This window comes from Microlunatus phosphovorus NM-1, assembly GCF_000270245.1.
Classification (GTDB): Bacteria; Actinomycetota; Actinomycetes; order Propionibacteriales; family Propionibacteriaceae; genus Microlunatus; species Microlunatus phosphovorus.
The window spans coordinates 2,230,717-2,248,577 of sequence record NC_015635.1; the positions used below are offsets into that span (position 1 = coordinate 2,230,717).

19 protein-coding genes are annotated in these 17,861 nt (G+C 67.8%); 14 read left to right on the plus strand and 5 right to left on the minus strand.

Annotated features, from left to right (window positions below):
* Positions 1-67 precede the first annotated feature (67 nt).
* The 4 genes from MLP_RS10115 (at position 68) to MLP_RS10130 (ending at position 3,248) form a co-directional block, all read left to right on the plus strand.
* Positions 68-859: a lysophospholipid acyltransferase family protein gene (locus tag MLP_RS10115; RefSeq protein ID WP_049804512.1), complete on the plus strand. Its 792-nt coding sequence runs from the start codon at positions 68-70 to the stop codon at positions 857-859.
* Positions 856-1,851 carry an NAD(P)H-dependent glycerol-3-phosphate dehydrogenase gene (locus tag MLP_RS10120; protein ID WP_013862977.1) on the plus strand — a complete coding sequence of 332 codons (996 nt, stop codon included), beginning with the start codon at positions 856-858 and terminating at the stop codon, positions 1,849-1,851. Before MLP_RS10115 ends, MLP_RS10120 begins: the two co-directional genes overlap by 4 nt.
* 186 nt (positions 1,852-2,037) lie before the next feature.
* Positions 2,038-2,697 carry a DinB family protein gene (locus MLP_RS10125; protein WP_156821110.1) on the plus strand — a complete coding sequence of 220 codons (660 nt, stop codon included), beginning with the start codon at positions 2,038-2,040 and terminating at the stop codon, positions 2,695-2,697.
* 200 nt (positions 2,698-2,897) lie between these two features.
* Positions 2,898-3,248 carry a YciI family protein gene (locus MLP_RS10130; RefSeq protein WP_013862980.1) on the plus strand — a complete coding sequence of 117 codons (351 nt, stop codon included), beginning with the start codon at positions 2,898-2,900 and terminating at the stop codon, positions 3,246-3,248.
* A gap of 266 nt (positions 3,249-3,514) precedes the next feature.
* On the opposite strand, the gene MLP_RS10135 is transcribed toward MLP_RS10130, so the two are convergent.
* A complete protein-coding gene (locus MLP_RS10135; protein WP_013862982.1) occupies positions 3,515-3,817 on the minus strand; it encodes a DUF1540 domain-containing protein in 303 nt (100 codons plus the stop codon).
* Between the two features lie 222 nt (positions 3,818-4,039).
* On the opposite strand from MLP_RS10135, the gene MLP_RS10140 reads away from it, so the two are divergent.
* Positions 4,040-5,323: a cytochrome P450 gene (locus MLP_RS10140; protein WP_013862983.1), complete on the plus strand. Its 1,284-nt coding sequence runs from the start codon at positions 4,040-4,042 to the stop codon at positions 5,321-5,323.
* On the opposite strand, the gene MLP_RS10145 is transcribed toward MLP_RS10140, so the two are convergent.
* The gene (locus MLP_RS10145) at positions 5,301-6,167 is read right to left on the minus strand and encodes an aminoglycoside phosphotransferase family protein (protein WP_013862984.1); all 867 of its coding nucleotides are present in this window, start codon (positions 6,165-6,167) and stop codon (positions 5,301-5,303) included. The two genes, MLP_RS10140 and MLP_RS10145, sit on opposite strands and share 23 nt — an antisense overlap.
* A 79-nt stretch (positions 6,168-6,246) precedes the next feature.
* A complete protein-coding gene (locus MLP_RS10150; protein WP_013862985.1) occupies positions 6,247-7,389 on the minus strand; it encodes a trans-sulfuration enzyme family protein in 1,143 nt (380 codons plus the stop codon).
* Between the two features lie 123 nt (positions 7,390-7,512).
* Here MLP_RS10150 and MLP_RS10155 point away from each other — a divergent pair, with 123 nt between their 5' ends.
* Positions 7,513-8,721, plus strand: a complete 1,209-nt coding sequence (locus MLP_RS10155; protein WP_013862986.1) for a D-alanine--D-alanine ligase family protein — start codon at positions 7,513-7,515, stop codon at positions 8,719-8,721.
* 71 nt (positions 8,722-8,792) lie between these two features.
* On the plus strand, positions 8,793-9,143 hold the full coding sequence (locus tag MLP_RS10160) for a VOC family protein (protein WP_013862987.1): 351 nt from the start codon (positions 8,793-8,795) through the stop codon (positions 9,141-9,143).
* A 15-nt stretch (positions 9,144-9,158) separates the two neighbouring features.
* Here MLP_RS10160 and MLP_RS10165 read toward each other — a convergent pair whose 3' ends face one another.
* Positions 9,159-9,659, minus strand: a complete 501-nt coding sequence (locus MLP_RS10165) for a DUF3515 domain-containing protein (protein ID WP_407939012.1) — start codon at positions 9,657-9,659, stop codon at positions 9,159-9,161.
* Positions 9,638-9,874, minus strand: a complete 237-nt coding sequence (locus MLP_RS10170) for an Lrp/AsnC family transcriptional regulator (RefSeq protein ID WP_013862989.1) — start codon at positions 9,872-9,874, stop codon at positions 9,638-9,640. The genes MLP_RS10165 and MLP_RS10170 overlap by 22 nt, the downstream gene beginning before the upstream one ends.
* 127 nt (positions 9,875-10,001) lie before the next feature.
* Between MLP_RS10170 and MLP_RS10175 the strand changes: the two genes are divergently transcribed.
* The 7 genes from MLP_RS10175 (at position 10,002) to MLP_RS10205 (ending at position 17,796) form a co-directional block, all read left to right on the plus strand.
* Positions 10,002-11,033 carry a thiamine-phosphate kinase gene (locus MLP_RS10175; RefSeq protein ID WP_013862990.1) on the plus strand — a complete coding sequence of 344 codons (1,032 nt, stop codon included), beginning with the start codon at positions 10,002-10,004 and terminating at the stop codon, positions 11,031-11,033.
* Entirely contained in the window at positions 11,030-11,842 is an 813-nt protein-coding gene (gene thiD / locus MLP_RS10180) for a bifunctional hydroxymethylpyrimidine kinase/phosphomethylpyrimidine kinase (RefSeq protein ID WP_013862991.1), read from the plus strand. Before MLP_RS10175 ends, thiD begins: the two co-directional genes overlap by 4 nt.
* 243 nt (positions 11,843-12,085) lie before the next feature.
* Positions 12,086-14,713: a DNA translocase FtsK gene (locus MLP_RS10185; protein ID WP_013862992.1), complete on the plus strand. Its 2,628-nt coding sequence runs from the start codon at positions 12,086-12,088 to the stop codon at positions 14,711-14,713.
* Between the two features lie 33 nt (positions 14,714-14,746).
* Positions 14,747-16,258, plus strand: a complete 1,512-nt coding sequence (rimO, locus tag MLP_RS10190) for a 30S ribosomal protein S12 methylthiotransferase RimO (RefSeq protein WP_013862993.1) — start codon at positions 14,747-14,749, stop codon at positions 16,256-16,258.
* Positions 16,258-16,878 (plus strand): CDP-diacylglycerol--glycerol-3-phosphate 3-phosphatidyltransferase, encoded by a 621-nt coding sequence (gene pgsA / locus MLP_RS10195; protein WP_013862994.1) that lies wholly within the window; start codon positions 16,258-16,260, stop codon positions 16,876-16,878. The genes rimO and pgsA overlap by 1 nt, the downstream gene beginning before the upstream one ends.
* Entirely contained in the window at positions 16,875-17,381 is a 507-nt protein-coding gene (locus MLP_RS10200; RefSeq protein WP_013862995.1) for a CinA family protein, read from the plus strand. The genes pgsA and MLP_RS10200 overlap by 4 nt, the downstream gene beginning before the upstream one ends.
* A gap of 109 nt (positions 17,382-17,490) precedes the next feature.
* Positions 17,491-17,796, plus strand: a complete 306-nt coding sequence (locus tag MLP_RS10205) for a helix-turn-helix domain-containing protein (RefSeq protein WP_083844004.1) — start codon at positions 17,491-17,493, stop codon at positions 17,794-17,796.
* The last annotated feature ends 65 nt before the right edge of the window (positions 17,797-17,861 follow it).

Genomic DNA, 17,861 nt, shown 5'->3' on the forward strand with positions numbered 1-17,861 from the left:
GCTTCGGACGCCGCAGGGTGGAGACAAGCCCGCGCGTCGACCACGGTCTCGTCGTGGGCTGCGCCAAGTGAATCGAGAACCCGGCGATCCGGTGATGATTGGCGCGGTCTGGACGCTCAACCTGCTGTTCTCACCCTTCATTCACAAGGACTGGCGCGGTCAGGAACACATTCCCCAGACCGGCGGGCTGATCGTCGCCGTCAACCACATCTCCAATGTCGATCCGATCATGGCCGGGCTCTATCTGGCCTATTCCGGCCGCTGGCCACGGTTCCTGGCCAAGGGGTCGTTGTTCAAGATCCCGGTGTTGGGCTGGGCGCTGCGCTCGGCTGGTCAGATACCGGTGCAGCGCAACTCACGGCAGGCAAGCCAGGCGATCCGGGCTGCTCGGGAGGCGCTCGAGCAAGGACGAGCCGTGGTGATCTATCCGGAGGCGACGATCACGTACGACCCGGAGTTGTGGCCCATGGAGGGCCGGACGGGGGCGGCGCGGATCGCCCTCGACACGGGTTGCCCCGTCATCCCGGTCGGCCAGTGGGGTGCGGAGGAGATCATGTGGGGCAAGAAGGTCCACTTTCCGAAGCTGTTGCCGCGAAAGACCGTACGGCTGCTCGCCGGGCCGCCGGTGCCGCTGGACGATCTGCGCGGGCAGCCGATGACGTCGCAGAACCTGGTGCAGGCGACGGACCGCATCATGGACGCCATCTCTTCGTTGGTCGCCGAGCTCCGGCAGGCGCCGCCGCCCGCGCAGCGATACGACCCGCGCAAGCCCAAGGGTCGCGCCGAGGCTGCTGAGACAAAGGTTGATGCCGTACCGCTGGAGCCGGAGGCAGATAGAGAGAAGGAAGAGCCGACGTGAGTCGTGTGGCAGTGATGGGTTCCGGGTCGTGGGGCACCGCTTTCTCGATGGTGCTCAGTGACGCCGGGCAGGAGGTCTCGATGTGGGCCCGGCGGGACTCCGTGGTGGCGGGGATCAACTCCGAACACCGCAATCCCGACTACTTCGCCGACATCGACCTGGCGCCTACCGTGATCGCCTCCACGGATCCCCGGGCTGCGATGGAAGGTGCCGAGTTCGTGGTGATGGCGGTGCCGTCCCAGACCTTGCGAGCCAACCTGGAGACCTGGACGATTCCTGGTGATGCTGTGGTGGTCAGTCTGGCCAAGGGCATCGAGCTGGGCACCGGACTGCGGGCGAGCCAGATCATCGAGCAGGTCGCCGGCATCGAGCCGGATCGGGTCGCGGTGGTCACCGGACCCAACCTGGCGCGCGAGATCGCCGAGCGCCAGCCGTCCGGCAGTGTGGTGGCCAGCACCTCGCTGGAGACTGCGGAGCGGCTGCAGGCGGTCTGCCACACCAGACGGTTCCGGGCATACACCAACACCGACGTGATCGGCTGTGAGCTCGGCGGTGCGACCAAGAACGTGATCGCGCTCGCGGTCGGCATGGCGGTCGGGCTCGGTCTCGGCGCCAATGCGACGGCGACCGTGATCACGCGTGGGCTGGCCGAGTCGAGCCGCCTCGGGCTCGCGCTCGGTGCGGATCCGTACACCTTCTCGGGCTTGGCGGGGCTGGGTGACCTGGTGGCGACCTGCAACTCCCCGTTGTCTCGCAACCGAACCTTCGGCGAGCAGTTGGGCCGGGGCCACTCGGTGGCCGAGATCGCGGCCTCCACCCGCCAGGTCGCCGAGGGTGTGAAGTCGTGCGCCTCGATCCTGGCCCTGGCTCAGCGCGCCGGAGTGGAGATGCCGATTGTCGAGGCGGTGAAGACGGTCATCGACGGCACCCAGACGCCGCCGCAGATGATCACCTCACTGATGTCGCGATCCGCGAAGGCCGAGCGCTACTGAGGTCTCATCGACTGGTGCGCTGTGGTGCTTGAATTCGATCGAAGCAACCACGGCGCACCAGTGAGTACGCACTCACTTGCGCCGGAGGGCCGATGAGCGGTGCAGCGCGGGTGAGTATCCCCCCTTCGGTGCTTCGGGAGTGAAGCTCCCAAGGGTGCCGACCGGTCCTGCGCCGGGTCCGGCCAGATGCCTGACGCCTCCGACGACTGTTTCGAAGGCCGACGTCTTGCTGACACGCGACGTGATCTGCCTATTGGCGGCGCCTTGCGCCGAACCAGCGGGTGGGAGAGCATCCTCTTCGTGATTGAGGAGAGCCAGCCTTGGAAGTGGCCCCCAGGGACTGCCGATGAGGCGACCGTCCTACTCGGCTTCCTGGAGCGTCAACGAGCGCTCTTCGAGTGGAAGACAGATGGCCTCGACGCCGCAGGCATGCAAGCCACTGTCGGGGCCTCAGCCATCACCCTCGGCGGGCTACTCAAGCACCTGGCTCACTCTGAGTATCACTGGTTCTCGACCTATCTGACCGGAGACGAACCGCAGCCGCCGTGGGAGGCGCCGGAGTCGTGGGGAGAAGACTGGCAGCCCGCAACCAACGAATCTCCCGACCAATTGCGCGGACTTTGGCAGGATTCCGTCGCTCGCTCTCGTTCGACGATTGCGCGGCAGGTGGCCAGTGATGGGCTCGATGCGGCAAGCCGACCACCCTGGAACGAAGGAATTGGATCTCCCAACCTGCGATGGATCGTCTGTCACATGATCGAGGAGTACGCCCGCCATCTCGGCCATGCCGATCTTCTTCGCGAGTCGATAGATGGTGCCGTGGGGGAGGAACCCGGATCAGACTGAGCAATGGCTTTCGGCGGATGTCGCACAGCAAGGACTTGATGGCGCGCTCGCGGCTGACCTGAGCTTCCACCTGACCGAGACGATCGACCTACCTATTGGCCGATGTGCTCCAGGTGGTGGAGGAGGTACGGCACGGCGTCTCCAAGAACCTCCGAGTTTCCCCAGTAGGTTGATCGGGAGTGGTCACGGAAGGGAGGGCGATGGCCGATGCATTTGTCGATCCGACTGGCGAAGGCACGACATTGATGCAGTGGATCGCGATATTTGAGGATCACCCAGACCGACTACGGCTCCGCACTGACCTGTTCGATGCACATGTGGAGTATCTTCACGCGAGGAAGAAGACCATTCGACTCGCGGGCGCGCTTCGATCTGACAGCGATGCTCCGTGGGTCGGTGGAGTCTGGATCATCTCGGCGAGATGTCGCATGGATGCAGTCGAGTGCTGTGAGTCCGACCCGTTCTTCATCCACGGACTTCGCCGAAGCTATGAGTTGTTCCAGTGGGGCAGGGCACCTTGTTTCGGCGAGGTGGGCACGATCCTCGTGTAGTCGACGCCGATTGCAAGCACTGTGGAGTGGTGTTGCACCCTCGATCGAGTCGGTGGGATGGATCCATCCCGATGCAGCAGCTACTCATTGAGATCTGCTGATCGAGAGGTGCGCAGATGTAGTTTCACCTCGATCGAAACGACATCCACGCACCTCTCGATCGCGACGGCAGCCGTCAACCGGCGTACGGCCTCACCACCGATGCCCGGTCACCCGATCGCCGGTCGGGCTGGCCGTTGGGCCTCGTGCCGAGGGATTCGTGCCAGTTAGGCGTGGACGTAGGTGAGGCAGTCGGCGGCGTCGGCGCCATGGCCGATCCGGACCGCTTCGGCGGTGCACTCCAGGGCGGAGTTATGGGTGCAGTCGGCGCGCTGGCAGGCGCCGACGTGGGAGACGACGCGGTCGAGGCCGCCCTTCATGTCCAGTGGGATGAAGGTGGCACAGTTGGCGTCGCTTCCGGCAGCGCCGATGGTGACAGCAGCGGCATTGCAGGCGTGATCGTGGTTGTAGGAACAGCCATCCACCGAGCATTCGGCAACGGGCGGCAGGTCCATCAAAGTGGCGGACATCATGACCTCCGAATCGAAGCTGACACAGCGTCGGAGAAGGCGCCGTTTCCCCTCACCGTAGCCCTGTTCGGTGGCTCGCGATAGCCAGAGAAGGCTTGCCTCACGGGTCTGAGGAGCCCTCACTTCGCCCGCGCCGATCGGTGACGACAGTCATCGATAACAGCTTGATCGCGAGACACACTGGACGGCGTACCGACATCGTCGAGGGAGCGGAGGACCAACATGGCGCGAGGAGAGCAACTGCGGTTCGTTGCGGGTTTCGCCAAGGAGCGGTTGGCGCTGCGCTACGGGGCTCACCTCCGCCGCGATCCGCTGTGCCGATTGCACCTGAGCGAGGGCAGACGGGACCCCTATCCCATCTACGAGGAGGTACGCGCCCGTGGACCACTGAGCCGTTCCACCGCCAAGCTATGGGTTTCGGCTAGCCATGACATCTGCGGACAGGTGCTGCGTGACCGCCGGTTCGGTGTCCAGATGCGCGCCGAGGACCAGCGCTCCGGCTCGCCTCAGCTGTCGTTCCTGGAGATGGATCCGCCGGAGCACACCCGGTTGCGCCGATTCGTGATGCCGACCTTCTCTCCCAAGGCCGTGGCCAGTTTCGACGGACAGATCACCGAGATCGTCACCGGGCTACTCGACGCCGTCCCGGCTGAGGGCCGCTTCGACCTGGTCGCCGGCTATGCCGCGCCAATGCCGATCGCGGTGATCACCCGGCTGCTCGGCATCCCGGACGCGAACAGCGCAGAGTTCCAGCGGTACGGTGCCACCTTCGGCAGCGCGCTCGGCGGTTTGCAGTCGCTGAAGCACGCCCGGGAGCTGTTCGAGGCACAGCGTCAGCTGCGACGGATCTTCATCGACTTGTGCGAGCTGCGGCGTACCGAGCCCGGCGACGATGTGATCAGCCGGATGGTGGCGGCGCCCGACACGCAGGTCGGCCCGGACGACTTGGTGCCGCTTTGCACGCTGTTGCTGATCGCCGGCTTCGAGACGACGGTGAATCTGATCGGCAATACCGTGCTGGCGCTGCTGGAACGGCCCGAGGCGTGGCGGCGGGTGGCCGAGGATCCGTCACTGGTCGACGCCGCGGTGGAGGAGACCCTGCGCTTCGACCCGCCGGTGCAACGGACCGCCCGCGTGGCGCGCGAGGACGTCGAACTCGGAGGGCTGCGGGTCGCGGCCGGCGACGTGATCATCACGATGATCGGTGGCACGGGGCGTGATCCCCAGGTGGTCGACCGGCCGGATGAGTTCGACCTGGACCGCTCGCATCGTGATCACCTGGCGTTCTCCGCCGGACTGCACTACTGCGTCGGCGCACCGCTGGCCAAGCTGGAGGCGACGATCGCCGTACGGGAACTGATCGCCCGCTTCCCCGATCTGACGATCGACGGTCCTGGCCGGCGTCGTGCCGGCAGCTTGATCCGAGGGCTGGCCAGTCTGCCCGTTAGGATAAGACGTTCCCGCGGGAACGTCTTGCCGCCGGCTACCGCCGCAGCAATGTCGTGATCGCAGGGGACTCGACCAGCCGCTCGAGCTCCTGCTGGTCATCGCGCCAAGCTTGCGCTGCCTGGTGCACCGTCCAGACGGCGGTCCAGCGCAGCACACGTCGGGGATCGGTGCTGGTACGAACGGCCAGGGCTTCCGCGATGGGCAGGATCAGCTCGGCAGGCTGATAGGCGGCAAAGGAGGCGACCTCCGCGGCCGGATCGCCGGTCATCGGCAGCGGATCGATCGCGACCCAGCCCACCGGGCTGGTGTGGTCGCTGAGCAGATTCTTGGTGATGAAGTCACCGTGCAGCAAAGCCGGATCGGCGGTGGTTCGGATCAGCTCTTCAGCGACGACGGCCGCTGCCGGCAACCGAGTCACCCCGGGCATGCCGCGCTCCGGGTTGCCGTGGACGAGCTGCTCGTGCTTCGCGTCCTCTCGCGCGACTCGATCGTCCTCGGGATACACCTGTGCCAATGTCGGATAGGCGTACGACTCGGGGCGGGCAGACCAGAGTCGATGGAGGAGCTCTGCTGCGGCTCCGATGGTGTCGTCGAGAGATGCATCCGTCCGCCAGGGCATCAATGCGCCAGGGCGCACGCGTACGAGGAGCAACGCGTCCGGAGTCGCGTCGAGCATCGCGACCGCGGCGCCGCTCGTCGCCCACGCGGCCAGCGCGGCGGCTTCGTCTGTGGCGGCATCGCGGTGATCGGCGCGAGTGGCGGGGACCTTCAGTACCACGTCGCGGCCAGCTTCATCCCAGGCCTCGTAGACCGCGGATCTGGTGCCGCCGGCGAGCAACGGACCAAGCGTCAGCTGCCAATCACGTGCGGCCAGGCGGACGCGATCGGAAACAGCCGGCATCGTCGCATGGTCTCACTGCCCAACCGGCTGCCCGACCTCGGGATTGTGAAAGGTTTGATGCGACCTCGCACCATGACTTTCACAAGTCCCGCGGTGTCGCCCGCTCAAGCGCTTGAGCCAGGTCGGTCCAGAGGTCTTCGACGTGCTCGACGCCGACGGAAAGTCGGACGAGTCCTTCCGGCACGGTCGGCAGCTCCGCTGCCCAGCGCCGACGGCGTTCCAGCATCGACTCGACGCCGCCGAGGCTGGTGGCGTGGACCCAGAGCTTCACCGACTGGATGAACGCCACGGCAGTCGGACCGTCGGCCAGTTCGATTGACAGCAGGGACCCGAATCCGGCCATGGTGCGCTTCGCCACAGCATGTCCGGGATCCCCCGGCAGCCCCGGATAGCGCACCCGGGTCACGCCCGGATGAGCGGCCAGCCGCTCCGCCAGCAGCTGAGCGTTCGCTTGGGCAGCGGTCAGCCGCAACGGCAGAGTACGCAGCCCGCGCAGCACCAGATAGGTCTCCATCGCCCCAGGTGCCGCACCGTGCAGACTGCGGGTTCCCTTCAGACGGGCCAGCAGCTCCGAGTCCCGGCCGACCAACACGCCCAGCAGAGCGTCGGAGTGGCCGGAGAGGAATTTGGTGCCCGAATGCAGCACCAGATCGGCGCCCAGATCCAGGGGCCGTTGCAGCAGCGGGGTCGCGAAGGTGCTGTCGACGAGCGTGGTCGTCACCCCGGCCAGCGCGCCGCAGATCGTCGGCAGATCGGCGACTTCCATCAACGGGTTGGTCGGCGACTCCAGCCACACCAGGTCAGCGCCGGAAGCCGCCGCGATGACCTCCTCGGCGTTTGCGACGTCGACGCGACGGATCTGCAGACCGTCCCGGGCGGCGCGCTCTTCGGCTGCCGAGGAGACCCCCAAATAGCAGTGGCGCGGCAGCACCAGGACCCCGCGGGCCGGCACGAGCTGCAAGGCGGCGTGCGCGGCTGCCATGCCGCTGGCGTACGCGAGCGCCGACCCACCCTCCAGTTCGCCAACGGCCTGCTCCAAGGCCGACCAGGTCGGGTTGCCGTACCGGCCGTAGCCCACCTCACCTTGACCGGCCGGATCGGCGCCCACGTACGTGGAGGCGAAGACGACTGGGGGATTGAGTGGCGCGTCGACCACGGCCGGTGGCCGACCAGCATGGACGGCGATCGTCGCAGGGTGCAGGCCGGGCTCAGGGGTGGTCATGAGCGCAAGTCTGCCAACACTCGCGCGCCTGGCCGGGCCGAGGTCAGCTGGCGGGTAGGGTCGCACGCGATGAATGCCGTCCCTTGCCGGAGAGCATGTGATGACTGAGCCGGAGAGCATGCGATGACCGACAGCCCCACCATCCGTCCCCGCAACGTTCGCCCTCGCGTCGCCGTTGTCTTCGGCGGTACGAGCAGTGAGCATGCGATCTCCTGCCTGACCGCAGGCAGTGTGCTGAACGCCATCGATCGGGATCGCTACGAGGTGGTCGCGATCGGCATCGCTCCGAGCGGTCGCTGGGTCGTGGTGCCCGACGACTTGGCCGGCCAGATGCAGGTCATCGACGGGGTGTTGCCCTCCCTCAGCGAGGAACTGCTCGACGCGATCTGGCTGCGGACGGCCGGGGGCAGCGACCTGGCGATTGCCGCGGATCCCCGGGGGAGCATGGACTCCGACGAGAGCGGCACGTTGCTGACGGCCGACGACGCCTCGACCGGCGAGTCGGCGCTGTCCAGGCTGGGCTCGGTCGACGTGGCCTTCGCGCTGCTGCACGGCCCGTTCGGTGAGGACGGCACCATCCAGGGCATGTTCGAGATGATGGGCACCCGCTATGTCGGAGCCGGGGTGCTCGCCAGTGCGGTCGGGATGGACAAGACCTACATGAAGGTCGTGCTGGCCGCTGCCGGACTGCCTGTCGGGCCGTTCGTGTCGATCCTGCCACGGGAGTGGTCTCGAGACCGGAGCGCTTGCCTGGAGGCCGTGGCCGCACTGCATCGCCCGCTCTACGTCAAGCCAGCCCGTGGCGGATCCAGTCTCGGCATTACTCGAGTCGGTGAGGGCGACGATCTGGTCGCTGCCGTCGAGCATGCCCAGCAGTTCGATCCGAAGGTGATCGTCGAGGAGGGCTTCGTCGACGCTCGTGAGCTGGAGTGCGGCGTCCTGGGCGGACTCGCCGGGGCCGATCCGGAAGCCAGCCAGGTGGCCGAGATCCGGGTGCACACCGACTCCGGGTTCTATGACTTCGATGCCAAATACCTGCCCGAGGAGCAGGTCGATCTCGACGTTCCCGCCGACGTCGATGCCGACATCGCCGAGGAGGTACGCCGGCTGGCGGTGCGGACCTTCGAAGCCATCGGCTGCGAAGGGCTGGCTCGAGTCGATGTGTTCGTCACCCGGGACCGGAAGGTCTACGTCAACGAGATCAACACCATGCCCGGGTTCACCGCGCTCTCGATGTTTCCGCGGATGTGGGCCGCCAGCGGCATGGCCTACCCCGAGTTGGTGGATCGGCTGCTGCAACTCGCGATGGAGCGTCCGGTCGGTTTGCGCTAAGCATTGATCTCCGGGCCCTCGATCTCCGGGCACGGAGGCGAGCGTCATCAAACGCGGAGCATGATGGCGTCATGCGCGTACATCGCATCATCGCCAATCTCTCCGTCCCCGATATAGAGGCGGCCAGGAGCTTCTACGAGGGCTTCCTCGGCCTGGGCGAGGAGTTCAGTTTGGGCTGGGTAGCCCGCTTCACGTCCGCCGAGGCCGGCGGATGTGTCCAGCTCGTCACCGCCGACGCAACGTCTCCTGAGGACTCGGTCGCCTCAGTGCTGGTCGATGACGTCGAGAGCGCGTACGCCGAAGCGCTGCGGCTGGGCTACGAGATCGTACGTCCGCTGACGACCGAGGAGTGGGGCGTACACCGATTCCTGGTCCGGGCACCCGACGGCAATGTGCTCAACTTCGTGGAGCACCCGAACTGAGGTCGCGGAAACGGCTCATAGGCAGGGTTGCTTGACTGGGATCGTCTTGACCGCCTCAGCCAGGTCGACCAGGGCATGCGCCTCTGGTGCGTACTTCGAGGGAACTCCGACCTGGACATAAGCCGGGCGGCCGATCGTGGTGAACAGGTAGCCGCCCTCAGCCTCTTCGGCGAACCAGCCGACGCCGTTCACCTCGAAGCACTCGCTCTCCGCCCCCAGACCTGGTGGCTTGTCGACACCGCACTTCAGCGTGATGGTCGGATCGCCCCAGGCGGCCGACAACTGGCCGGGATCGACGGTCCGGCGGTGTTGGTCCAGCACGATCTCCGGCAGCGCGCCCATCAACGCCGCGCACTGAGCCCGGACCGCTGCCGACGGGTTGGCGTCGGCCATCGTGACCGTCCGCGAGCAGCCGATCGCCGAGGCCAGCACCAGGCTGGCGCCGAGGACTACGGCTGCGCCGTAGTGAGGGAGGCGGCGCAGGATCGAGGGCCTCAGATGTGGACGACCGGGCAGGTGACCGTCCGGGTGATGCCGGGCACGTTCTGGACTTGAGCCACCACCAGTGCGCCGAGCTCATCGACGCTGGCTGCCTCGGCGCGCACGATCACGTCGTACGGGCCGGTCACGTCCTCGGCGAGCGTGACACCCTGGAGCGCGCCGATGGCGCGGGCGACATCGGCTGACTTGCCGACGGTGGTCTGCACCAAGATGTATGCCTGAACGACCATGCTGTTCCTCCGATTCGAGCCACGCTGTCACGTCGCCCTGCCGCTCGTGCCGCACTGGGAGACGCCGTCAACCTACCGTGTGAACTGAAACGGCATAAGACCTGCTGACCAAGAGAGAGTTGAGATCTTGCCCATCGGCCCCAATTCCGCCGGCTCCCTTCCCACCGGGCCTGCTCGCTCCGGCACGGGTCGCTCGGGACCCACCCTGGGCGAGTCCGGTGAGTTCGCCCTCATCGCCCGGATCGTCGCCGACCTGCCGCCCTCGGCGGAAGTGGTGCTCGGGCCGGGGGACGATGCCGCAGCGCTGGCCATCGAACCACCGGTGCTCACCTCGGTGGATGTCCTGGTCGAAGGTGTCCACTTCCGCCGCGACTGGTCTTCGGCCGCCGACGTCGGCCGCAAGGCTGTGGCGGTGAACGTCGCCGACATCGAGGCGATGGGAGGCCGGGCGGTGGCGGTCGTCGTCGGCCTGTCGGCACCTGCGGATCTGCCCTTGGCCTGGGCGCTGGAGCTGGCCGACGGCATCCGGTCCGAGGGTGAGCGCGCCGGGGTCACCCTGGTGGGCGGCGACGTCACCGGCGCCAGGGACGTCACGATCTCGGTCACGGTGCTCGGTGGACTGGACGGCGGGCCGCTGATCAGGCGCTCCGGCGCCGGGTCTGACCAGGTCGTCGCGCTGACCGGGCGGACCGGCTGGGCTGCCGCCGGTATGGCGGTGCTGCAGCGCGGCTTCCGGTCCCCGCGAGCCGTCGTCGAGGCTCAGCGGGTGCCCGAGGTGCCGTATGGGCAGGGCCGGGTGGCCGCCGAGGCGGGCGCGACGGCGATGATCGACGTCTCCGACGGTCTGCTGGCCGACCTGGGGCACGTGGCGCGCGCCTCGGGAGTGATGGTCGAGTTGGACCTGTCAGCCTTCCCGGTGCCCGATGTCTTGCGGGCCGTGGCGGCAGCGACCGGCAAGGACCCGTACGCGCTGCTGCTGACCGGTGGTGAGGACCATGCGCTGGCCGCGTGCTTTTCCAGCGCGGACCAGGTGCCCGACGGCTGGCGAGTGGTCGGCCGGACCCGGCAGATCGGCGAGGATGAGGAGCCCGGGGTGCTGGTGGACGGTGCGCCCTGGAAAGGTGCCGCAGGCTGGGATCACTTCGGAGGCGGGAGATGAACGTGGGGGAGCGGCGGCTGCCGACGGCACGGGTGTTGACCATCGCCGGATCCGATTCCGGCGGCGGTGCCGGGATCCAGGCCGATCTGAAGACCCTGCTGGCCTTCGGTGTGCACGGGATGAGTGCGCTGACCGCGATCACCGCGCAGAATTCGGTCGGCGTCCAGGGCTGGTGGCCACTGCCGGACGAAGCCGTCCGCGCGCAGGTACGCAGTGTGGTGGACGACATCGGCGTGGACGCCGTGAAGACGGGGATGCTCGGGACGGCGTCCACCACGCGGCTGGTCGCTGAGCTGTTGGCGGAGCTGCCCGACGAGGTGCCGGTGGTGGTGGATCCGGTGTGCGCGAGCAAGCACGGCGACGCGCTGATCGCCGATGACGCGGTGGCGGCCCTGCGGGATGAGCTGCTGCCGGTGGCCACGGTGATCACGCCCAATCTGCCCGAGGCCAGCCTGCTCGCCGGGCGGGACGGGTCGCCGCGCGAATTGGCCGAGGTGCTGCTGGGATTCGGACCGGCCTGGGTGCTTATCAAGGGTGGACATGCCGAGGGCGATCCGATCGACCAGCTGTACGGCGCCGACGGCACCGCCAAGGCGTTCGCTGCGGCGCGGTCGAACAACCGGCACAGCCACGGCACCGGCTGCACGTTGGCGTCGGCAATCGCGAGCCGGCTGGGGTGGGGCGACGATGTGGTCAGCGCGGTCGCGGCGGCCAAGGAATACATCACCGGCGCGGTGGCAGCCGGCTTTCCCCTCGGGGCCGGGATTGGTCCCACCGACCACCTCTGGCGGCTCCGACGCCATCTCTAGGAGGCTCCCGGAGGGCAGATCGAGATGGGCTCGTGGATTCTCGATCGCTACCGACGGCGGGGTGTCGGATCCGCTAGGTCCGACTTCGCACCAACTATGGCTACTGCCCCCGGCAGACCTGGTGCGCAGAAGACGCAGCTGGTGCGAAGTGGGGGTGGGCGAGGCGAGCGTCACTCAGTCGATACTCAGCAATCCGCGTGGGACTGCTGTGACTGAAGTGGTGATCGCGTAGGCTGCTGGACTATGGCGACCCGCGTGCCTTCCCCACCGCGGTCGCGAGCAAAAGCCAGCACCTCATCCGGTGCCGGCTCGCCGCCGCGGTCGTCAGGAAGCAAGACCAAGTCCACTACCTCCGCGCGCTCTGGGAGTTCCCGGAGCGGCAGCCGTACGCCCAGTCGCGGTCCCGCCAAGAAGCCCAATCACCGCCCGGCCTCGCGGTCGGGTTCCCGGTCGCGCCAGTCGCGGCGCTCGATCCTGGCGAGCATCGGCGCCGGACTGGTCGCGATCTGGCTCGGTCTGGCCCATCTGGTCGGCTCGGCGATCCGGGCCATTGGCACCAGCGCGCGTGACCTCGACCCGGCGCTGCGGCGCGATGGCGTCGGCCTCTTCCTGATCGGCACCGCCATCATCATTGGTGCCGAGTTCTGGTTCGGGCTGCCCGGCAGCGTCGGCACGGCCGTCCACCTCGGCGTCTCCACCTTGATCGGCACCCTGGCGTACGCGGCGCCGCTGCTGCTGATCGTGATGGCCTGGCGCACGATTCGTCACCCCGAGCGCAACGGCCCCGGCGGCCGCCAGTTCGTCGGCTGGTCGGCGATCACCTTCGGGCTGCTCGGCCTGATCAACATCGCCGACGGACTGCCGCGCACCAACAATCCCGAGGCGCTGCGCGAGGCGGGTGGCATCGCCGGTTATCTGTCCTCGAGTCTGCTGGCCGACCTGCTCACGCCCTACGTGGCCGTGCCGCTGCTGGTGCTGCTGCTGGGCTTCGGTGTGCTCGTCGTGGTCGGCATCCCGCTGCATCAGATCCCCGGTCGGGTGCGGGACCGGATGGAGCCCTTCCGTCGTCCGCTGGTGATCCGCGGCGAGGTCGAGGACTATCACGGCGACGAGGCGTACGAGACGCCGGTGATCGAGGAGCGTCCGAAGCGGGGCAAGCGCAAGCAGGCCGCGCTGACCGCCGAGGCGGAGCTGGACTTCGATCCGGCTGAGGGCATCGCCCTGGAGCCCGATCTCGACGCCTCCGCCGTCTTCGGCGAGGAGGCCGTGGCGCCGACGTCGGAAAAGCCCAAGAAGGTGACCGCCGGCCTGCCGCCGGGTGTCAAGGTGCACGAGAGCCCCGAGCTCGAGGCCCCGGCACACACCCCGATCCCACAACGAGTCGAGCAGTTGCAGCTGTCCGGCGACGTGCAGTATCTGCTGCCGGACTCCGAGCAGCTGCGCCAGGGCAGCGTGCACCGCTCTCGCACCGAGGCCAGCGACGGGGTCGTCGGCGCGCTCACCGGTGTGCTGGAGCAGTTCGAGATCGACGCAGCGGTCACCGGCTACACCCGGGGACCGACCGTCACCCGCTACGAGGTCGAGCTCGGGCCTGCGGTCAAGGTCGAGAAGGTCACCGCACTCAGCAAGAACATCGCGTACGCGGTAGCCAGCGCGGATGTGCGGATCCTGTCGCCGATCCCCGGCAAGTCGGCGATCGGCATCGAGATCCCCAACACCGACAAGGAAGTCGTCTCCCTCGGTGACGTGCTCCGGTCGGGGAAGGCGCGCAACGACCATCACCCGATGACCGTCGGGTTGGGCAAGGACGTCGAGGGCGGTTTCGTGGTCGCCAATCTGGCCAAGATGCCGCACCTGCTGGTGGCCGGCGCCACCGGCTCCGGCAAGTCGAGCTTCGTCAACTCGATGATCACCTCGGTGATGATGCGGGCGACGCCGGACGAGGTCCGGATGTTGCTGGTCGACCCCAAGCGCGTCGAGCTGACCGCGTACGAGGGCATCCCGCACCTGGTCACGCCGATCATCACCAACCCGAAGAAGGCGGCCGAGGCGCTGCAGTGGGTGGTGCGCGAGATGGACATGCGCTACGACGACCTCGCGGCGTTCAACTTCCGGCACGTCGATGACTTCAACAAGGCGGTCCGGGCCGGGTCGGTGAAGCCGCTGGAAGGCTCGGAGCGGGTGCTCGCGCCCTACCCGTACCTGCTGGTGATCATCGACGAGCTCGCCGACCTGATGATGGTCGCCCCGCGCGACGTCGAGGACTCGATCGTCCGGATCACCCAGCTGGCCCGCGCGGCCGGCATCCACCTGGTGCTGGCCACCCAGCGGCCGTCGACCGACGTGGTCACCGGTCTGATCAAGGCCAACGTGCCCAGCCGGCTCGCGTTTGCGACGTCCTCGATGACCGACTCCCGGGTCATCCTCGACCAGCCGGGCGCGGAGAAGCTGGTCGGTCAAGGCGACGGACTGTTCCTGCCGATGGGGTCGAGCAAGCCGATCCGCATCCAGGGTGCCTGGGTCACCGAAGCCGAGGTCAGGACTGTCGTCGGGCACGTCACCGAGCAGCTCAAGCCGGTCTATCGCGAGGACATCAGTGCCCCCGCGGAGTCGGCGAACAAGGTGGCCGAGGACATCGGCGACGACCTGGACCTGGTGCTGCAGGCGGTCGAGCTCGTGGTCACCTTGCAGCTCGGCTCCACCTCGATGCTGCAGCGCAAGCTGCGGGTGGGCTTCGCCAAGGCCGGCCGGCTGATGGACATCTTGGAGACGCGTGGCGTGGTCGGTCCGTCGGAGGGCTCCAAGCCACGTGAGGTGCTGGTCAAGCCCGACGAGCTCGATGCCGTGGTGGACAACCTGCGGGCAGGCTGAGGAACTGCGCCGGTCCGGCATACTGGTGCGGCCATGACTGTGCTGAACAGGCCGACCACCGTCCACCTTGTCTCCTTGGGCTGCGCCCGCAACGACGTCGACTCCGAGGAACTCGCCGCCCGGCTCGAGCTGGGCGGCTTCGAACTGGTAGCTGATCCGGCTGACGCCGATGCGGTGATGGTCAACACCTGTGGTTTCGTCGAGTCGGCGAAGAAGGACAGCATCGACACCCTGCTCGCGGCTGCCGATCTGAAGGGCGAGGGGCGTACGCAGGCGGTGGTCGCGGTCGGCTGCCTGGCGGAACGGTACGGCACCGAGCTGGCCGACGCGCTGCCCGAGGCCGACGCGGTGCTGGGCTTCGACGATTACGTGGACGTGGCCGACCGGCTGCAGACGATCGTGGCCGGCGGAAAGCACATCTCGCACATCCCGCGCGATCGGCGGTCCCTGCTGCCGCTGGCTCCCCGCGAGCGAGCAGCCTCGGCGGGTTCTGTGGTCACGCCGGGGCACGCCATGATCACGCCTACCGGCGGTGTCGCCGACCTGCCGAGCGGGATCGCTCCGGCTAGCGGTCCGCGGGTGCTGCGCCGCCGGCTGAACACCAGCCCGTGGGCGCCGCTCAAGCTCGCGTCGGGCTGCGATCGCCGGTGCAGCTTCTGTGCGATTCCCGCCTTCCGCGGTGCGTACCTGTCCCGGCCGCCGGCCGAGGTGCTGGCCGAGGCCCGCTGGCTCGCCGACAGTGGGGTGAAGGAGGTGCTGCTGGTCAGCGAGAACTCCTCGTCCTACGGCAAGGACCTCGGTGATCTGCGGTTGCTGGAGAAGCTGCTGCCCGAGTTGGCCGCTGTCGACGGGCTGGAACGGGTCCGAGTGACCTACCTGCAACCGGCGGAGACTCGACCCGGGCTGATCGAGGTGATCGCCCAGACCCCGGGCGTGGTGCCGTACTTCGACCTCTCCTTCCAGCACGCTTCCGGTTCGGTGCTGCGCCGGATGCGACGCTTCGGCGACCGGGAGTCGTTCCTCGGTCTGATCGATCAGGTCCGCACTCAGGTGCCGAACGCGGGCATTCGCAGCAACGTCATCGTCGGCTTCCCGGGTGAGACCGACGATGACGTCGAGGTGCTGGCGGACTTCTTGACCCGAGCCAGGCTCGATGCGATCGGCGTGTTCGGCTACTCCGACGAGGAGGGCACGGAGGCTGTCGGACTTGATGGTCATCTGCCGCCGGAGGAGATCGAGGAGCGTCGTGCCGCTCTTGCCGACCTCGCCGACGAGCTGGTCGCGCAGCGTGCGGAGGAGCGGATCGGTAGCGTGCTCACCGTGCTGGTGGATGAGGTTGGGCTGGTGGACGAGATCGAGAACGAAGCAGGTAGCCGGGTCGCCGCCGGCCGAGCCGAACATCAAGGACCCGAGGTGGACGGTGTGACACTGCTGGATGCCGCCGGGCTGACCATCGGCGACCTGGTCGAGGTGACCGTGGTCGACACCGATGGTGTCGATCTGCGCGCCACGGCGCAGAGGCATCCTGCGGTGGTGGCAGGCTGATGACCATGGGCAGCACCCCAACCGGACCCAGCGACACCGGTTCTCCGGCCGATCGGCCGGAGGCCTCACCTTGGAATGTGCCGAACGCGCTGACCGCGTTCCGCTGCGTACTGGTGCCGGTGTTCGCCTGGATGCTGCTGAGTCACCCGTACGAGACCAGCTGGCGGATCGCGTCCACCGTGTTGTTCGCGGTGGCGATCCTGACCGACAGTATCGACGGCCACCTCGCCCGCAAGTACGACATCATCACCAAATTCGGCAAGCTCGCTGACCCGATCGCCGACAAGGCCCTCACTGGCATGGCGTTCATCGGTCTGTCGATCATCGGCGAGCTGCCCTGGTGGGTGACCATCATCATCCTGGTCCGGGAGTGGGGGATCACGGTGATGCGGTTCTTCATGCTCCGGTACGGGGTGATGGCGGCCAACCGTGGCGGCAAGATCAAGACCGTGCTGCAAGCGGTGGCCCTGATCCTGTATCTGCTGCCGTTGCCGGCCAGTGGGCCGCTGCACTGGTTCGCGGTGGTCGTGATGGCGGCGGCATTCCTGTTCACCGTGGTCACCGGCATCGACTACGTCCGCGAGGCGATCAAGCTGCGGCGGCAGGCTTCGAGACCGTGAGTCTGCCGCAGCTCGCGGCAGAGGTCGTGACCGCGCTGCGGGCGCGGCGCGAGACCCTGGCGACTGCCGAGTCGCTGACCGGCGGACTGCTCGGAGCGACCATCACCGGAGTGCCGGGGGCGTCGGTGGTCTACCGCGGCGGGCTGATCGCGTACGCGACCGAACTGAAGGCCACACTGGCAGGTGTCTCGGCGGACACGCTGGCCGAAGACGGACCGGTGGCTGAGAGCACCGCTGCGCAACTGGCCTCGGGTGCGGCTGGTGCCTGCGGCGCGGACTGGGGCTTGGCGACGACCGGGGTGGCCGGCCCGGACTCTCAGGACGGGCATCCGGTCGGGCAGGTCTTCATCGCCGTGGCCGGGTATCCCGTGGCTGGTGGGGTTCGGGTCCGCGAACTCAGGCTGACCGGGCACCGTGATGCGATTCGTACCCAGACGGTGATCGCCGTGCTGGCCTTACTGCTGGAGTCGTTGACGGGTTCTGAGGGCTCTGAGTGGTCCTGAGTGGGCCCGAGGGCAGTCTCGGCACCCCGACACGGATGCTCAGTGCCCGGTCAGCCGAGGCAGTGTCGGTGTGGCTGGGTACAGTCTCTACATGCGTCTTTCTCCTCCGCTGAAGCAGGTGCTCGTCCGAGAGCTCATCGGCGAGTCGCTGCGTGAGGAGAGGATGTCCCAGGGCAAGACCCTCCGCGAGGTCTCGCAGGGCGCCAGAGTCAGTCTGGGCTACCTGTCCGAGGTCGAGCGTGGTCAGAAGGAGGCCTCGAGCGAGCTGCTCGCGGCCATCTGCGCGGCCCTCGACGTGCCGCTGTCGGTGATCTTGAATCTGGTCAGCGAGAAGATGGCGGCTCACGAGCAGCTGACCCAGCGGGTGGCGGCGCTGCCGACCATCCACGACACCGTGGCTCAGGCTGCTGCCTAGCGGTCGCGGACTCGCTCCCCGCGTCGCGCCGCCGCGAAGACAGGTGCGGACACTGCGACGCTACA

Bases quoted from the DNA above. Each gene is read 5' to 3' on its own strand.
- MLP_RS10125 (WP_156821110.1), top strand. From the start codon at position 2,038: ATGCCTGACGCCTCCGACGACTGTTTCGAAGGCCGACGTCTTGCTGAC.
- MLP_RS10130 (WP_013862980.1), top strand. From the start codon at position 2,898: ATGGCCGATGCATTTGTCGATCCGACTGGCGAAGGCACGACATTGATG.
- MLP_RS10135 (WP_013862982.1), bottom strand. From the start codon at position 3,817: ATGTCCGCCACTTTGATGGACCTGCCGCCCGTTGCCGAATGCTCGGTG.
- MLP_RS10140 (WP_013862983.1), top strand. From the start codon at position 4,040: ATGGCGCGAGGAGAGCAACTGCGGTTCGTTGCGGGTTTCGCCAAGGAG.
- MLP_RS10145 (WP_013862984.1), bottom strand. From the start codon at position 6,167: ATGCCGGCTGTTTCCGATCGCGTCCGCCTGGCCGCACGTGATTGGCAG.
- MLP_RS10150 (WP_013862985.1), bottom strand. From the start codon at position 7,389: ATGACCACCCCTGAGCCCGGCCTGCACCCTGCGACGATCGCCGTCCAT.
- MLP_RS10155 (WP_013862986.1), top strand. From the start codon at position 7,513: ATGACCGACAGCCCCACCATCCGTCCCCGCAACGTTCGCCCTCGCGTC.
- MLP_RS10160 (WP_013862987.1), top strand. From the start codon at position 8,793: ATGCGCGTACATCGCATCATCGCCAATCTCTCCGTCCCCGATATAGAG.
- MLP_RS10170 (WP_013862989.1), bottom strand. From the start codon at position 9,874: ATGGTCGTTCAGGCATACATCTTGGTGCAGACCACCGTCGGCAAGTCA.
- thiD (WP_013862991.1), top strand. From the start codon at position 11,030: ATGAACGTGGGGGAGCGGCGGCTGCCGACGGCACGGGTGTTGACCATC.
- MLP_RS10185 (WP_013862992.1), top strand. From the start codon at position 12,086: ATGGCGACCCGCGTGCCTTCCCCACCGCGGTCGCGAGCAAAAGCCAGC.
- rimO (WP_013862993.1), top strand. From the start codon at position 14,747: ATGACTGTGCTGAACAGGCCGACCACCGTCCACCTTGTCTCCTTGGGC.
- pgsA (WP_013862994.1), top strand. From the start codon at position 16,258: ATGACCATGGGCAGCACCCCAACCGGACCCAGCGACACCGGTTCTCCG.